Source organism: Natronosalvus vescus (assembly GCF_023973145.1).
Classification (GTDB): domain Archaea; phylum Halobacteriota; class Halobacteria; order Halobacteriales; family Natrialbaceae; genus Natronosalvus; species Natronosalvus vescus.
Genome location: NZ_CP099546.1, coordinates 1,383,810 through 1,396,513 on the forward strand (window position 1 = coordinate 1,383,810; position 12,704 = coordinate 1,396,513).

Annotated in this window: 13 protein-coding genes; 6 read left to right on the plus strand and 7 right to left on the minus strand. The window is 59.9% G+C overall.

Annotated features, from left to right (window positions below; all coding sequences use genetic code 11):
• On the minus strand, positions 1-1,101 hold the full coding sequence (locus NGM68_RS06665) for a pyridoxal phosphate-dependent aminotransferase (RefSeq protein WP_252700864.1): 1,101 nt from the start codon (positions 1,099-1,101) through the stop codon (positions 1-3).
• Between the two features lie 139 nt (positions 1,102-1,240).
• Between NGM68_RS06665 and NGM68_RS06670 the strand changes: the two genes are divergently transcribed.
• From NGM68_RS06670 to NGM68_RS06685, 4 genes are all read left to right on the plus strand, one after another.
• Positions 1,241-1,663, plus strand: a complete 423-nt coding sequence (locus NGM68_RS06670; RefSeq protein WP_252700865.1) for a nuclear transport factor 2 family protein — start codon at positions 1,241-1,243, stop codon at positions 1,661-1,663.
• Positions 1,664-1,769: 106 nt separating this feature from the next.
• A complete protein-coding gene (locus NGM68_RS06675; RefSeq protein WP_252700866.1) occupies positions 1,770-2,390 on the plus strand; it encodes a CinA family protein in 621 nt (206 codons plus the stop codon).
• A 182-nt stretch (positions 2,391-2,572) separates the two neighbouring features.
• Entirely contained in the window at positions 2,573-2,770 is a 198-nt protein-coding gene (locus NGM68_RS06680; protein ID WP_252700867.1) for a heavy-metal-associated domain-containing protein, read from the plus strand.
• A gap of 281 nt (positions 2,771-3,051) precedes the next feature.
• Positions 3,052-4,002, plus strand: a complete 951-nt coding sequence (locus tag NGM68_RS06685; RefSeq protein ID WP_425493616.1) for a cation diffusion facilitator family transporter — start codon at positions 3,052-3,054, stop codon at positions 4,000-4,002.
• A gap of 77 nt (positions 4,003-4,079) precedes the next feature.
• On the opposite strand, the gene NGM68_RS06690 is transcribed toward NGM68_RS06685, so the two are convergent.
• From NGM68_RS06690 to NGM68_RS06715, 6 genes are read right to left on the minus strand one after another with little or no spacing between them, the layout of a single operon-like run.
• Entirely contained in the window at positions 4,080-4,691 is a 612-nt protein-coding gene (locus NGM68_RS06690; protein WP_252700869.1) for a hypothetical protein, read from the minus strand.
• Positions 4,688-5,743 carry an ABC transporter ATP-binding protein gene (locus NGM68_RS06695; RefSeq protein WP_252700870.1) on the minus strand — a complete coding sequence of 352 codons (1,056 nt, stop codon included), beginning with the start codon at positions 5,741-5,743 and terminating at the stop codon, positions 4,688-4,690. The genes NGM68_RS06690 and NGM68_RS06695 overlap by 4 nt, the downstream gene beginning before the upstream one ends.
• Positions 5,740-6,810, minus strand: a complete 1,071-nt coding sequence (locus tag NGM68_RS06700) for an ABC transporter ATP-binding protein (protein WP_252700871.1) — start codon at positions 6,808-6,810, stop codon at positions 5,740-5,742. Before NGM68_RS06700 ends, NGM68_RS06695 begins: the two co-directional genes overlap by 4 nt.
• A gap of 2 nt (positions 6,811-6,812) precedes the next feature.
• Entirely contained in the window at positions 6,813-7,739 is a 927-nt protein-coding gene (nikC, locus tag NGM68_RS06705; protein ID WP_252700872.1) for a nickel transporter permease, read from the minus strand.
• Positions 7,736-8,683, minus strand: coding sequence for a nickel ABC transporter permease (gene nikB, locus NGM68_RS06710; RefSeq protein WP_252700873.1), 948 nt, complete (start codon positions 8,681-8,683; stop codon positions 7,736-7,738). Before nikB ends, nikC begins: the two co-directional genes overlap by 4 nt.
• Positions 8,684-8,701: 18 nt before the next feature.
• Positions 8,702-10,315, minus strand: a complete 1,614-nt coding sequence (locus NGM68_RS06715; RefSeq protein ID WP_252700874.1) for an ABC transporter substrate-binding protein — start codon at positions 10,313-10,315, stop codon at positions 8,702-8,704.
• Between the two features lie 416 nt (positions 10,316-10,731).
• Between NGM68_RS06715 and NGM68_RS06720 the strand changes: the two genes are divergently transcribed.
• Together NGM68_RS06720 and NGM68_RS06725 are read left to right on the plus strand one after the other, a co-directional pair.
• A complete protein-coding gene (locus tag NGM68_RS06720; RefSeq protein ID WP_252700875.1) occupies positions 10,732-11,328 on the plus strand; it encodes a winged helix-turn-helix transcriptional regulator in 597 nt (198 codons plus the stop codon).
• A gap of 180 nt (positions 11,329-11,508) precedes the next feature.
• On the plus strand, positions 11,509-12,657 hold the full coding sequence (locus NGM68_RS06725) for an MFS transporter (RefSeq protein WP_252700876.1): 1,149 nt from the start codon (positions 11,509-11,511) through the stop codon (positions 12,655-12,657).
• Positions 12,658-12,704 lie beyond the last annotated feature (47 nt).

Here is a 12,704-nt window from a genome sequence, read left to right on the forward strand (position 1 = left end):
TCACTCGAAATAGGCCGCCAGCCGATCGGCAGCCTCCTCGAGGCGCGGCGTCACCAGTGCGAAGCGAAGCCAGTCGTCGCGAGCGGTGCCGAACGCTTCGCCGGGCATGCCGGCCACGCCCGCCTCGTCGATCAGTCGCTCGACGTTCTCGAGAGTCCCCGGGTAGCCCTCGAAGCGAGCCATCACGTAAAATGAGCCCTCGGGACGAGTGTACTCGGCACCGGCGGCCTCGAGCGCCGCGGTGAAGGAGTCGACGCGCTCGCGGAGGAGGTCGCGGTTGGCCTCGTAGTACGCTGGTTCGGTCTCACGAAGCGCCTGCAAGACGGCGTACTGGGAGGGGTAGCTCCCGGCGACGTTCACCAGCATGTGGCGGCTCTTGGCGTTCTCGACGAGGTGGAGCGGGAAGATGGCGTAGCCGACCCGGAAGCCCGTGATCGCCATCGACTTCGAGAACGCGTTCGTGACGATCCGGTGGTCGGAGTCGACGGTGAGCGCGCTCGTGAACGTTCCCGAGAGGTCGTAGTGGTCGTACACCTCGTCGATCACCGCGATGGCGTCGTACTCCTCGGCGATGGCGACGAGTTCGCGCACCGTCGATTCGGGATAGACCGCTCCAGTCGGGTTATTGGGGGTGTTCACGACGATGGCCGCCGTTTGCTCGTTCGCGACTTTTCGGACGTCTTCGGGGTCGAGTTGGCCGTCCGCAGCCGTCTCGACGAACCGGGGCGTCCCCCCGAGCATCGTCGTCTTGCCGGGGTAGTACGGGTAGACTGGATCGGTCAGAATGATCTCCTCTCCGGCGTCGCGCTCGAGCGCTCGCGCCATCGCGAGGTAGTTCGCCTCGCCGGCCCCGTTGGTGATGACGACCTGCTCGACGTCGACGCCGCGTCGGGCGGCGACCTCCTCTCGAAGCTCCCGCAATCCTTCGCTCGGCGGGTACTGGAAGTGGTCACTGTCCAGGTCGGCGTACTCGTGAAGCGCCTCCCGGAGCGCGGTCGGGGGCTCCCAGTCCGGGTTGCCGCTGACCATGTCGACGACGTCTCGATCCGCTCGAGCGGCGTAGCCCATCACGTGGAAAAACAGTGGCGTCTCGTACTCCATGCCCGAGTGTGTGCGGGCCGCGGTCGTGATTCTTTCGTCCGTGCGCGTCGCGTTGAGTGGGGCGTGATTACGCAGGAGGATGGGGTGACCTGTGGTGTCGTAGAACATGCTTATGGCGAATGCCGTCCGAATGCGAGATATGCCCGCCGAAGCACCCGATGAGAGGACGACGGACGACAGCGCTGCCGGGTCACCCGAGACTGATGCGAATCTCGAGTCGCACATCAGGCGCTACTACGAGCGCGTCGACGCCGAGGATATCGAAGGCTTGCTCGAGCTGTTCGCCCCTGACGTCACCTACTACCGACCGGGCCAGGACGTGATCGACGGGAAAGCCGACCTCCGGGCGTTCTACGAGGAGGGTCGCCCCCTCGAGGACGGCAGCCACGACCTCGAGATGGTGCTCGTCGACCCGGATCGTCGAGCGGTTGCCGTTCGAGGTCGGTTTTCGGGCGTGCAGGGGGGCGAATCGGTCGAGTTTGGCTTCGCCGATCATCACGAGTTCGACGCAAACGGCCTGATCACGACCCGCCACACTTACACCGATCGAGATTCGGTGTGATCGCCGTTCTTGCGCGGTCGCTCTCGAGTCGTTCGAGGCTGTTGGCCGCAACCGAATCATGACTTGAACCCGACGATTGACGACGGTGGGGGCCGTCGGGTGACCCATGGACGACTCCAATAGCGCGACCGGCGGAAACGAGTCACCGACCGATGGCTTGTCGACGCCGGCGAACCGATCCGCCACGGCGGACCTCGAGTCCGACCTCGAGACGGCTATCGACCTGGCGTCGTCGCTCGGCGACCGGCTTCGTGCGCGAGGAGACACGCTCGCCGTCGCCGAATCCTGCACCGGCGGGTTACTCGGTGGCGCCCTGACGGCCGTCCCGGGCTCGAGCGACTACTTCGAGAGCGGGCACACGGTCTACGCCTACGAGGCGAAACGCCGCCACCTGGCCGTCTCCCGGGAGTCCCTCGACGAACACGGTGCCGTCTCCGAAGCGGTCGCCCTCGAGATGGCCCGCGGCGTTCGGGACGTGGCCGACGTCACCTGGGGAGTGGCGATCACCGGGGTCGCCGGCCCGGGCGGTGGTTCCCCGGATGCGCCCGTTGGAACGGTGTACGTCGGCGTAGCGTACGCCGGCCCGTGGGGAACCGAATCTTCGTATGCACACGCACGTCGACATCACTTCGACGGCGACCGACGCGCCGTTCGTCACCAGAGCGTGACCGTGGCACTCGAGGCCGTGGTCGAGGTGCTCGAGGACACACCAGACGAGTCGGCATAGGAACCGTTCTGCCTACAAAATGTATAGCGTAATACTACAAATACTGTATTTTGACTACGTCTGCGTTTCGTCAGCGATCCGCGCTATTGTCACGACACGGCTTTAGAATCAAAGGTACCTGGTCGGATAAATCGAACTCTGGAATGAGAAACTGGCAAAAGGCAGGAGGACGAACACAGAGTATGGCACAAACCATTACGGTAACCGGTATGAGTTGTGGCGGCTGTGAATCGACGGTCGAATCGGCACTCGAGGAACTAGACGGCGTCTCCGCCGTCTCGGCGGACAACGAATCGGACAGCGTCACCGTCGAAGGCGACGCCGATACGGACGCCATCGTCGCCGCGATCGAAGACGCTGGCTACGAACCCGCCGTCTAAGCGCGCCGTTTTGCAGCAGCAGACTGCACTTTCTTCGGATAAGTTTGTCGAGCACACAAATAGAGTGCGTCACTCGACCCTCGTACGGATCATTCGCTCGGTTCAGATCGCTGACTCGACCGTTTTCCGACGCCAATCCACTCAGCCCTCACCCACACGCCGGTCACGGGTCAGTATCGTTTCTCGATGGCCCTCCCACGGACTGCTCGAGCGAATTGCGGAAAGGGTGCGTGCATTCGGGAGAATTTAGGGGGTGACGTGACTAACGACTGGTAATGGCGATATCCGAGCGACTCATCGTAATTCTCGTGGCGTTCGTTGCCAACGTCGCCCTCGCGTCCCTCAAATTCGTCGCCTTTCTGCTCACCGGCAGTCCGTCCATGCTGGCGGAAACGTACCACTCCATTTCGGACACCGGCAATCAAATTCTCCTGCTCGTCGGGCTCTACTACAGCCGAAAACAGGCCGACAGTCGTCATCCCTTCGGGTACGGGAAAGCGAGTTTCTTCTACGCCTTTCTCGTGTCAGTGCTCCTGTTCGCCATTGCGGGCTGGGAGAGCCTCAAACACGGCGTTGGTACCCTCCAGCACGGTGCCGTCCTGGCCAGCGGAACTGTAACGATCGGCGAATGGTCGTTCCCTGCGGTGTCTCTTGCCTACCTCGTGCTGGTTGCCACGATCATCATAGAAGGGTTCTCCTACTGGCGAGCGCGTGTCGCCCTCGAGGAGGAGGCCGAAACGCGTGGTTGGCAAAGTTTCAGGGAGGCGTTCGCGAAGACGAGCGATACGCCCGTGCTCGCCGTCCTCACCGAAAATGCAGTCGCCGTCGCAGGTGGGGCAATCGCGCTCGTCGCCATCGTCCTCTCACAGGTGACTGGAAACCCGGTGTTCGACGCGCTCGGCGCGGTACTCATCGGCCTCCTGTTGATGGGGTTCGCCCTCGCGCTCGGCATCGAGAACAAACGTCTGTTGATCGGCGAAGGATTGTCCAGGCGCCACCTGGAGCCACTCGAGTCCATCGTGAACGGCCATCCGGGCGTCGTCGACGTACCCGAACTGCGAACCGTCTACTTCGGCCCGGATAGCGTCCTCGTGACCGCGGACGTGGCGTTCGATCCCGACCTGGATACCGAGGAGATCGACGCTCGCATCACCGAGATCGAAACGGCGCTCATCGATCAGGAGCCGTTAATCGAAAAGGTCTACATCGAACCGGAAATCGTCGCGGAGTGAACCATCACCTCGGTAGAGAGCCAAACCGTTCGGCTTCGAGCCAGCGCGACTCCACAGTGAGTCGGTGGGCGGTCGAATCAGCGGTCGACCGGATCCCGAATCCAGTTGTAACACCGGTACGTTTCGGGCCCCTTCTCGCCCGTGAGCATCTCGAGCGGAATGAACCCCTCGCCACCGCGAGCGCCCGCCTGTCGTTCGTCCGGATCGTCCGAATACGTCATCAACTTCGCTTTTAGTGAGAACGTCACCTCGAGGGTACCGGTGTGATTCTCGTCCGGCTCGAAGGACATCGAGACGTCGCCCCCGCCGACGCCGAAGATAGCCGCATCGGTCGGCGTCGAGACGCCCACGTCGTGGCTGGCGAGGCCACCCGAGAGTTCCTCGAGCCACGCCTGCATCTCCTCGCGACCGAGCGATTGCTCGAGGTCGAACCCGCCGTCGTCGGCCATCTTTCCGTCCTCGAACTCGAAGTCGGGGTAGACCAGTTTTTCGTCGGGGAGGACGTGCGACGCCGTTTCCGGATCGGGCTGGTGGTCGGGTACCTCGAGTTCGTCGCTGATGGTCGATCGGGTGGGCTGTTCCGGGTTCTGCTCTGGACACGCCTCGTCGGCGTCCACAGACGAGTTGCCGTCGGATACGTCTGAGGAGGGGCTGTCGTCGGCTACGTCGGAGTCGGTATTTTGCGTCATGGGGTCTGAACTCCGTCCTGTTCGGTACGTACACGTTCTGCGAAGTGACACTTGGACGCACTGGTTTCGACGTCCACGGCCGGTGGCACCTCACTCCGACACCGATCTTCGGCGATGGGACACCGCGTGTGGAACACGCAGCCACTCGGCGGATCCACGGGGCTCGGCACGTCGCCCTCGAGCACGAAAGCGTCGAGAACCGACGTGGTCGGATCCGTGTCCGGAATCGCCTCGAGCAGCGCCTTCGTGTACGGGTGTGCTGGCGTCTCGAAGAGCGGTTCGGCCGATCCGACTTCCATCAACTCGCCCAGGTACATCACCGCGATTCGGTCGGCGATGTGTTTGACGACGCTCAGGTCGTGGCTGATGATGACGTACGTGAGACCGAGTTCACGCTGTAATCGCATCAGTAGGTTGATGATGCTTCCTTTCACCGAGACGTCGAGTGCTGAGACCGGTTCGTCGAGTATCAGGACGCGTGGCTCCGTGGCGATCGCCCTGGCGATCGCCACGCGCTGAGCCTGGCCACCGGAGAGTTCGTGTGCGTATCGATCCGCGTACCGCTCCGAGAGGTTCACCAACTCGAGTAACTCTGCGATGCGCTGCTGGCGCTCGGTACGGCCGTCCCCCTGCGTCTTGAGCGGTTCGGCGATCGCTTGGCGCACGGTCAGCCGAGGATCGATACTCGATTTCGCGTTCTGGAAGATAACGCCGACGTCGGCGAGCAACTCCGGCGACCGACGCGTCACCGAACGAACTTCTTCACCGTTGATTCGTACTGTCCCCTGCGTAGCGGTGTGCAAACCGGTGATCAGGTTCGCGAGCGTCGACTTCCCGCTGCCACTCTCCCCGACGATTCCGAGTGTCTCACCCTCGTACGCCGTGAGCGAGACGTTCGAAACGGCTGTTATCGTCGTCCGCGTGCCCATGAGTCGGTCGAGCAGCGAATCCTCGAGTGCGAACTCTTTCGAGACGTTCTCGAGTTCGATGACGGCCGGTGGTTCACGACCCTCGTCACGCCCGTCGCTCACGTGCCTGGAGTGGGAACTCATTGTCCCCCTCCTGTGTTGGAAGAGTGTGCGGCGGTCTCTCCGTCGTTGACACGCTGCAGTTCACAGCACTTCGCCTGGTGACTCTCACCGCAGTCGACGGTCGGCATGTCTCCACTCCAGCACACCTCGTGTGCGTAGTCACACCGTGATGCGAACGGACAGCCGCTGATCCCACCGAGTTGTGCGGGTACCTGTCCCTCGATCGTCTCCAGTTTCTCTTTGCGTGGAGTCTCTTGAGGCATACACTCGAGCAGGGCCTGCGTGTAGGGGTGCTGTGGATTGCGTATGATCTGTTCGACCGGACCGTGCTCCATTATCTCACCGCCGTACATCACGATCACGCGATCGCAAATGTCGGCGACGACGCCCAGGTCGTGGGTGATCATCACGACTGACATGCCGTGCTCTTCGCGAAGTCGGGCGATGATCTTGAGGATCTGGGCCTGAATCGTGACGTCGAGAGCGGTGGTTGGCTCGTCGGCGATCAACAGATCCGGTTCGCTCGCGAGCGCGATTGCCAGCATGGCTCGCTGACGCATCCCTCCGGAGAACTCGTGGGGGTAGGCGTCGAGGCGCTCGGCCGGGTTTGGAATGCCGACTTCTTCCATTAACTCGACGACTCGATCGCGCTTTTTGCGCCAGTCCGTCCGATCGTGGAAGAACGGGATCCGGAGGTACTCACGGAGCGTTTGCGCCTCAGGGTTGTCGTGGACTTTCAGGGATTCGACGATCTGTTCGCTCACCGTGAAGACGGGATTGAGCGTCGTCATCGGATCCTGAAACACCATCGAGAGTCCGCTGCCCCTGAGCTGGCGGATCTCGCGGTCGGTCGCGGTCGTCAGTTCCGTTCCCTGAAACCGAATCGACCCCTCGACGATCCGGCCGGGATCCTCGAGTCGCATCGTCGAGAGCGCGGTGACGGATTTCCCGCTCCCGCTCTCGCCGACGATGCCGACGATTTCGCCGGGTTCGATCTCGAAACTCACGCCGTTTACGGCGTGAACGGTACCGTCGTACGTGTCGAAGTGCGTGTGCAGGTTGTCGACCGAAAGCAGTGGTTCTGTCATCGTTAGAGCCCCTTGTTTTGAACCGTATCCGTGTCACGCGGATCGAGGACGTCCCTGAGTCCGTCACCGAGCAAGTTGAACCCGAGAACGGCGAGCATGATCGCCATCCCCGGGAAGTTCACGACCCACCAGGCGTCCTGGAGGTAGTTTCGCCCCTCGGAGATCATCGTTCCCCACTCGGGGGTCGGCGGCTGGGCACCGAGCCCGAGGAACGACAGCCCGGCCGTTCCGAGGATCACGCCGGCCATATCGATGGTGGCGAGGACGACCACTGGTCCGATGACGTTCGGGAGGATGTGTCGCCCGACGATTCTGACCCGACTGACGCCCATCAACTGACTGGCTTTGATGTACTCCTGTTCTTTGACCGAGAGGACGCTCCCGCGTATCACGCGAGCGTACCGCGTCCAGCCGACGACGGCCAGTGCGATCATGATGTTCGTCAGACTGGGGCCGAGGATGCCAGCGATCACGAGGGCGAGCAATAGCCCCGGAAACGCCAGCAGGATGTCGACAAATCGCATCAACACCTCATCCACATAGCCTCCGGCGTATCCGGCGGTGACGCCAACTACCGTGCCGATTGCGAGCGAAATTGCGACGACGATAACGCCGATCCGAAGTGAAATCTGCGCTCCGTATACCAGTCTCGTGAGGATGTCACGGCCCAGTTGGTCAGTTCCCATCGGATGTTCGAGCGACGGCGATTCAAGCCGGTTCTCCAGGTTTTGCTCGGTTGGATCGTACGGCGTCAGAAACGGTGCGAAGAGTGCACTGCCGATGATCGCGAGTACGATGACCAGTCCGATGACGTTTAGCGTGTTCGATCGGAACTGCCGGGCCTTACGGGAGTGATACAGCGACCGCAGCCGTGTACGTCTGGTCGACGTCGACGCGGAGGCGACCGTGGTATCGTCAGCGTCAGTCATTTTGGGGCACCTTCAAACGAGATTCGGGGGTCGACGTAGCGATAGGCGACGTCGACGAGGAAGTTCGTGACGACGAACAGTACGGCGATCACGAGCACGAGACCCTGAACGATCGGATAATCCCGGGCGAAGATGGAATCGATGAGTAACCGACCGAGTCCAGGACGTTGAAACACGATTTCGATGATGACGGCCCCGTTCAGCAGGTAGCCAAACTGGAGGCCGACGATCGTGATCACCGGGATTAGCGCGTTTCGAAGCGCGTGTTTGTAGACGACGATTCGTTCGCGAAGCCCCTTCGAACGAGCCGTTCTGATGTACTCTTCGTCCAGTACCTCGAGCATCGACGAGCGGAGGAGGCGGGTGATGATCGCCGCCATGCCGGTTCCGAGGGTGATCGCCGGAAGGACGAGTTGGTCGATCGTTCCGTATCCGGAGGTCGGGAGGACGCTCAGATAAATTGCGAAGACGAGCATGAGCAGGTACCCGAGCCAGAAGTTGGGCATCGACAATCCCAGCAGGGCAGCCAACTGGCTGCCGTAATCGAGGCGACCGCCTTTGTGGACGGCGCTAATGACGCCGGTGGGAACGGCGATGAGGAGTGCAACGGCCATCCCGGCGAGTGCCAGTTCGAACGTCGGCCAGAGGTTGTCGATGATCAACTGCGTGACGGAGGAGTCACTGTGGTACGATTGCCCCAGGTCACCCTGGAGGATGCTCGTCACCCAGTCGACGTACTGAACGGGGATGGGGTCGTTTAACCCCTGGTCTGACCGAAACTGCTGGATCGCTTCGGCCGAGGGCGTTTGTCCCCCCATCTGTTGTCGGAGAATCGTCTCGGCTGGATCTCCTGGCGTGAAAAATACGAGGAGAAACGTCAGTACAGACACGCCGAAGAGAACGAAAACCGCCGAGACGGATCGTTGAAGTACGAATTTCCACATCGTAGATAGTGTGTCGCGTTATTCCCAGTGCTCGAGATCAGTCCAGCGAGAGAACTGCGGGACGGCACCGAGGTTTGCGCCATCGATATTCTCGTGGGCTGCAGCGATGAACTCGCTGTAGTAGAGTGGAATCGTGACGGCCTCGTCGGCGATGTGTTGTTGTGCTTCCTTGTAGGCGGCTGCCTTTTCGTCCTCGTCGCCAGTCTGGAAGCCCTGTTCGATGAGGTCGTCGACCTCGCCACCCAGGTTGTGGAGCCCGGTTCCTTCCTCTTCGTACAGCCGCTGATTGACGTCGCCTTCGGAGTGGAACCCCTCGTAGATGATGTAGTCAGCGTCACCGCTGTTCGATCCGCTCTCTTTGAGGATCAGGTGTGCCTCTCCGTCGCGCTCGGCCTCGGAGTAGGCCGCCCGCTCGAGCACCTGAATGTCCGAGTTGACGCCGATTCCGTCGAGTGAGCCCTGGATGACCTGCGCCATCTCACGGCCGTCGACGAGGTCGTTTGCCACGAGGATTTCGAGGGTTTCGCCGTCGTAGCCCGACTCGGAGACGAGTTCGGCTCCGAGATCGTCGTCCTTTTCGTAGTCGGTAATTTCGTCGTGAGCAGACCAGTAGATGATCGGGGAAATCGGTCCGCGACCGGGATCGCCGACCCCTTCGAGAATCGTGTCGACGATGGTCTCCTGGGAAATGGCGTGATTCAACGCCTGGCGGAGCGCCACGTCGTCGGTCGGTGATTTGTGTATGTTGATACCGACGTAACCTGCCCCGGGTCGACTCTGTCGATCGAGATACAACGAGTCGTCGGACTCGATCGAAGCAATACGGCTCCGTGGCGGGGCGAGTGCTACGTCAATTTCGCGGTTTTCAAGGGAGAGCGTTCGCGTGTTGGGATCCTCGATCACCCGGAACGTGAGTTCCTCGAGGATCGGTTCGTCGTTCCAGTAGTCTTCGAACGCGCTCGTCCGTACCTCCTGATGTTGTTCGATCTCCTCGACCTGGAACGGGCCGGTTCCGATCACTCTGTCTTCGGTGTGATCCCGGTCGGGGTGCTGGATCGCGACCATATTGTGCGCAATCGTTCCTGGGAACGTGGGGAACGGATCGGTCGTGGTGAACTCGACCAGGTGCGTATCGAGCGCCTCGATGTTGCCCGATTCGAGATGTAACCAACCCGGTGCCCAGACGTACTCGTCGAGGATGTTTTCGAACGAGAACACGACCTCGTCTGCAGTGACTTCCTCACCGTTGTGAAATTGTACCCCCTCTCGAAGCGAGAACTCCCAGGTTCGCTCCCCGGTCTGTTCCCATTCGGTGGCCAGCCACGGGACGAGTTCCATCTCGTTCGAAACCCACACGAGTGGCTCGAGAATGTTCGTCCAGTACGGCGTCACGCCACCGTAATGGTTCCAGTCGTCTCGAGTCGGATCGTCGTTGATGGCGATGGTGGCGTGGGGGACTCGATTCTGGTCGCTCCGATCCCGGTCTTCCTGATCGTCGCCCCCGTTACCATCTCCGTTGTCGCTTTCGCTCGAGTCGTCACCACCCAGACAACCAGCTACGCCGACTACCCCAGCAGCTCCAACTGTCTTCAGAACGGTTCGCCTTGTTTTGTCGCTTGTGTCGTATGTCATCTATTAACACTCTCGCGTTCGATATCGATACCACCTCTCTATAGCGGGTGTAAATAAAGGTTATAGCTCCGCAAGGCGTGTTATTTATATACTATCGGGATTCACGCCACCATGAACTTTAATATTGCATCTATATTTACTGGAATAATTAGCAAACTATTGAATATCTTGATATTGCTTTGTATAGATAGGCGAATTGGCGACTTTGGAAAATATTCATTTGTTAAACATGTGAATTGAATGGTATGGTGACCACGAACATCGTCTGGGAATAGCGTGTGCGTAATGTATACATTCCCAAGTCTGAAACCACTACAACTTCAGAACTGTGCGTATGGTGGCAGTGATACTTTGGTATGATAGGAATTGAGCGCCGCCAAGCAAAAATATATGATGGTCGATTCGAAACGTCCAGTATGCAACGGTTTGACGAAACTGATCTCGAAATTCTTCGACTGCTCGCCGAAGACGGCCGTCGGCCGTTCAACGAGGTTGCGAGCGCTATCGACCTTTCAGCACCCGCCGTTTCAGATCGCGTCAGTAAACTCGAGGAACAGGGCATTATTCGCCAGTTTACGATCGATATCGATCGATCACAGCTTCGTCGAAGCCTTCCAATTCTCGTCGATGTTACGGTTCGTCCACAGTGTTTCGATATCGTGAAACGACAACTCCTGTCGATTCCGGAGGTAGAGCACGTCTATGCGACGGTGAGTTCGGATCTCGTCTTTTACGCAAACGTTCCCGAAACGAACCCTCGCGAGTGGATCGTGAGCCAACTCGATCAGTCGATGATCAGCGAGTACGACGTCAAACTGCTCGCTGAAACCGATCGTTCCTTTACGTTGAGTGGAACCGAATTCGCCCTCTCCTGTGCTGAGTGTGGCAACACCGTCACCAGCGAAGGGGTGGTAACTCGGATCAACGGCGAACTCAAACAGTTCTGCTGTACCTCCTGTGAGACGCAGTTTACCGAGCGTCACGGACGAATTCAGGGCCAATCTAACCACTAAGTATCGCGTTCGACGGAACGGTATTACGAAGGTGGCTGTTTCGTCATAACAACATTCATACTAACTTGCCGATTTCGGATAATCAGCATGGACTTCAAAGTGGATTTGCCAACTTCACCTATTATTCTAAAGTACTATCTGTACAAATCCACCAAAGCCGTCGAGTTTTATCGCCCCATCATGTACCTGTATTTTCTCTCGCAGGGACTCACGTTCACCCAGGTTGTGTTGCTCGAGGTGGCGTACAATTTGACGACGCTCCTCGGAGAAGTTCCGACCGGGTACGTCAGCGATCGGTTTGGCCGACGCCCATCCCTGCTCATCGGATCGGTCTTGATTACGCTGACGCTCATCGGGATCGGTTTCGCCAGCTCCTTTCTCGGGTTGCTCGTGCTGTTCGTTTGCTGGTCGATGGGGTACAATTTTCGGTCGGGGAGTGAGGATGCCTGGTTGTACGACAGCCTTACCGATAACGGGTGGAGCGATCGATTTGCCCACGTTCGTGGACGCGGCGAAGCACTCGCACTCGTTATCGGTGCTGGTGCGTCCGTCGTCGGTGGGTATGTGGCCGGATTCAATCTCGCATACCCCTTCTTCCTCGCGGCTGGGGTCATGGCAGTCGGTGTCGGCGTCGTGCTGACGATGCCCGAACCGACCAGTTATCAGTCGGCGAATACGGATCGGCTGCAGTTTCGTGAGTCGGTCGACGTGATCAGACGAACCATCGGAATTCGACGAATCAGGGCGTTCGTGTTGTACTACTTCGTGTTGTTCGCGGCCGTTCTCTACATCACGTCGATTTTCCTGCAACCCGTGTTCGAGACGGCGGTGCTCGAGCTCGGCACCCCAGAAGGAACCGTCGAACCGCTGTTGGGCTGGTTCTATGCGGTAATTAGCCTCTTTGCGGCCGCGTTGAGTTACCACACGGGCCGGATTTACGAGACGATCGGCATCAAAGGGTGGTTCCTGGCGGTTCCATTTATCGTCGGTGTCGGGTTGACGAGCATCTGGTTCCTTCCGGTACTTGCGATTCCGGTATTGCTCGTCTCACGCAGCGTCGTGGAGACCTCGCGGTCGCTCGCGATCCAGCACATTAACTCCCACGTCGGGACGGTCGGACGGGCATCCGTGCTCAGTGCCATGGCGATGGTGAGCTCGGTGACGGTGATCCCGTTCCAACTCGGAAGCGGTGTCATCTCGGACGTGGCCTCCCCGCTTCTCGCGCTTTCGCTCGCCGGCATCGCCTGTATCGCCGGTTCTGCCCTCCTGCTTGCTGTGAGTTCACCGCTCCAGAGCGCCGAAACGACCGTCAAAGCGGCGTCGGACTGAGCGCCGACAGGTGACCCACCATTGCGATAGGTATTCGGTTTTCTCAC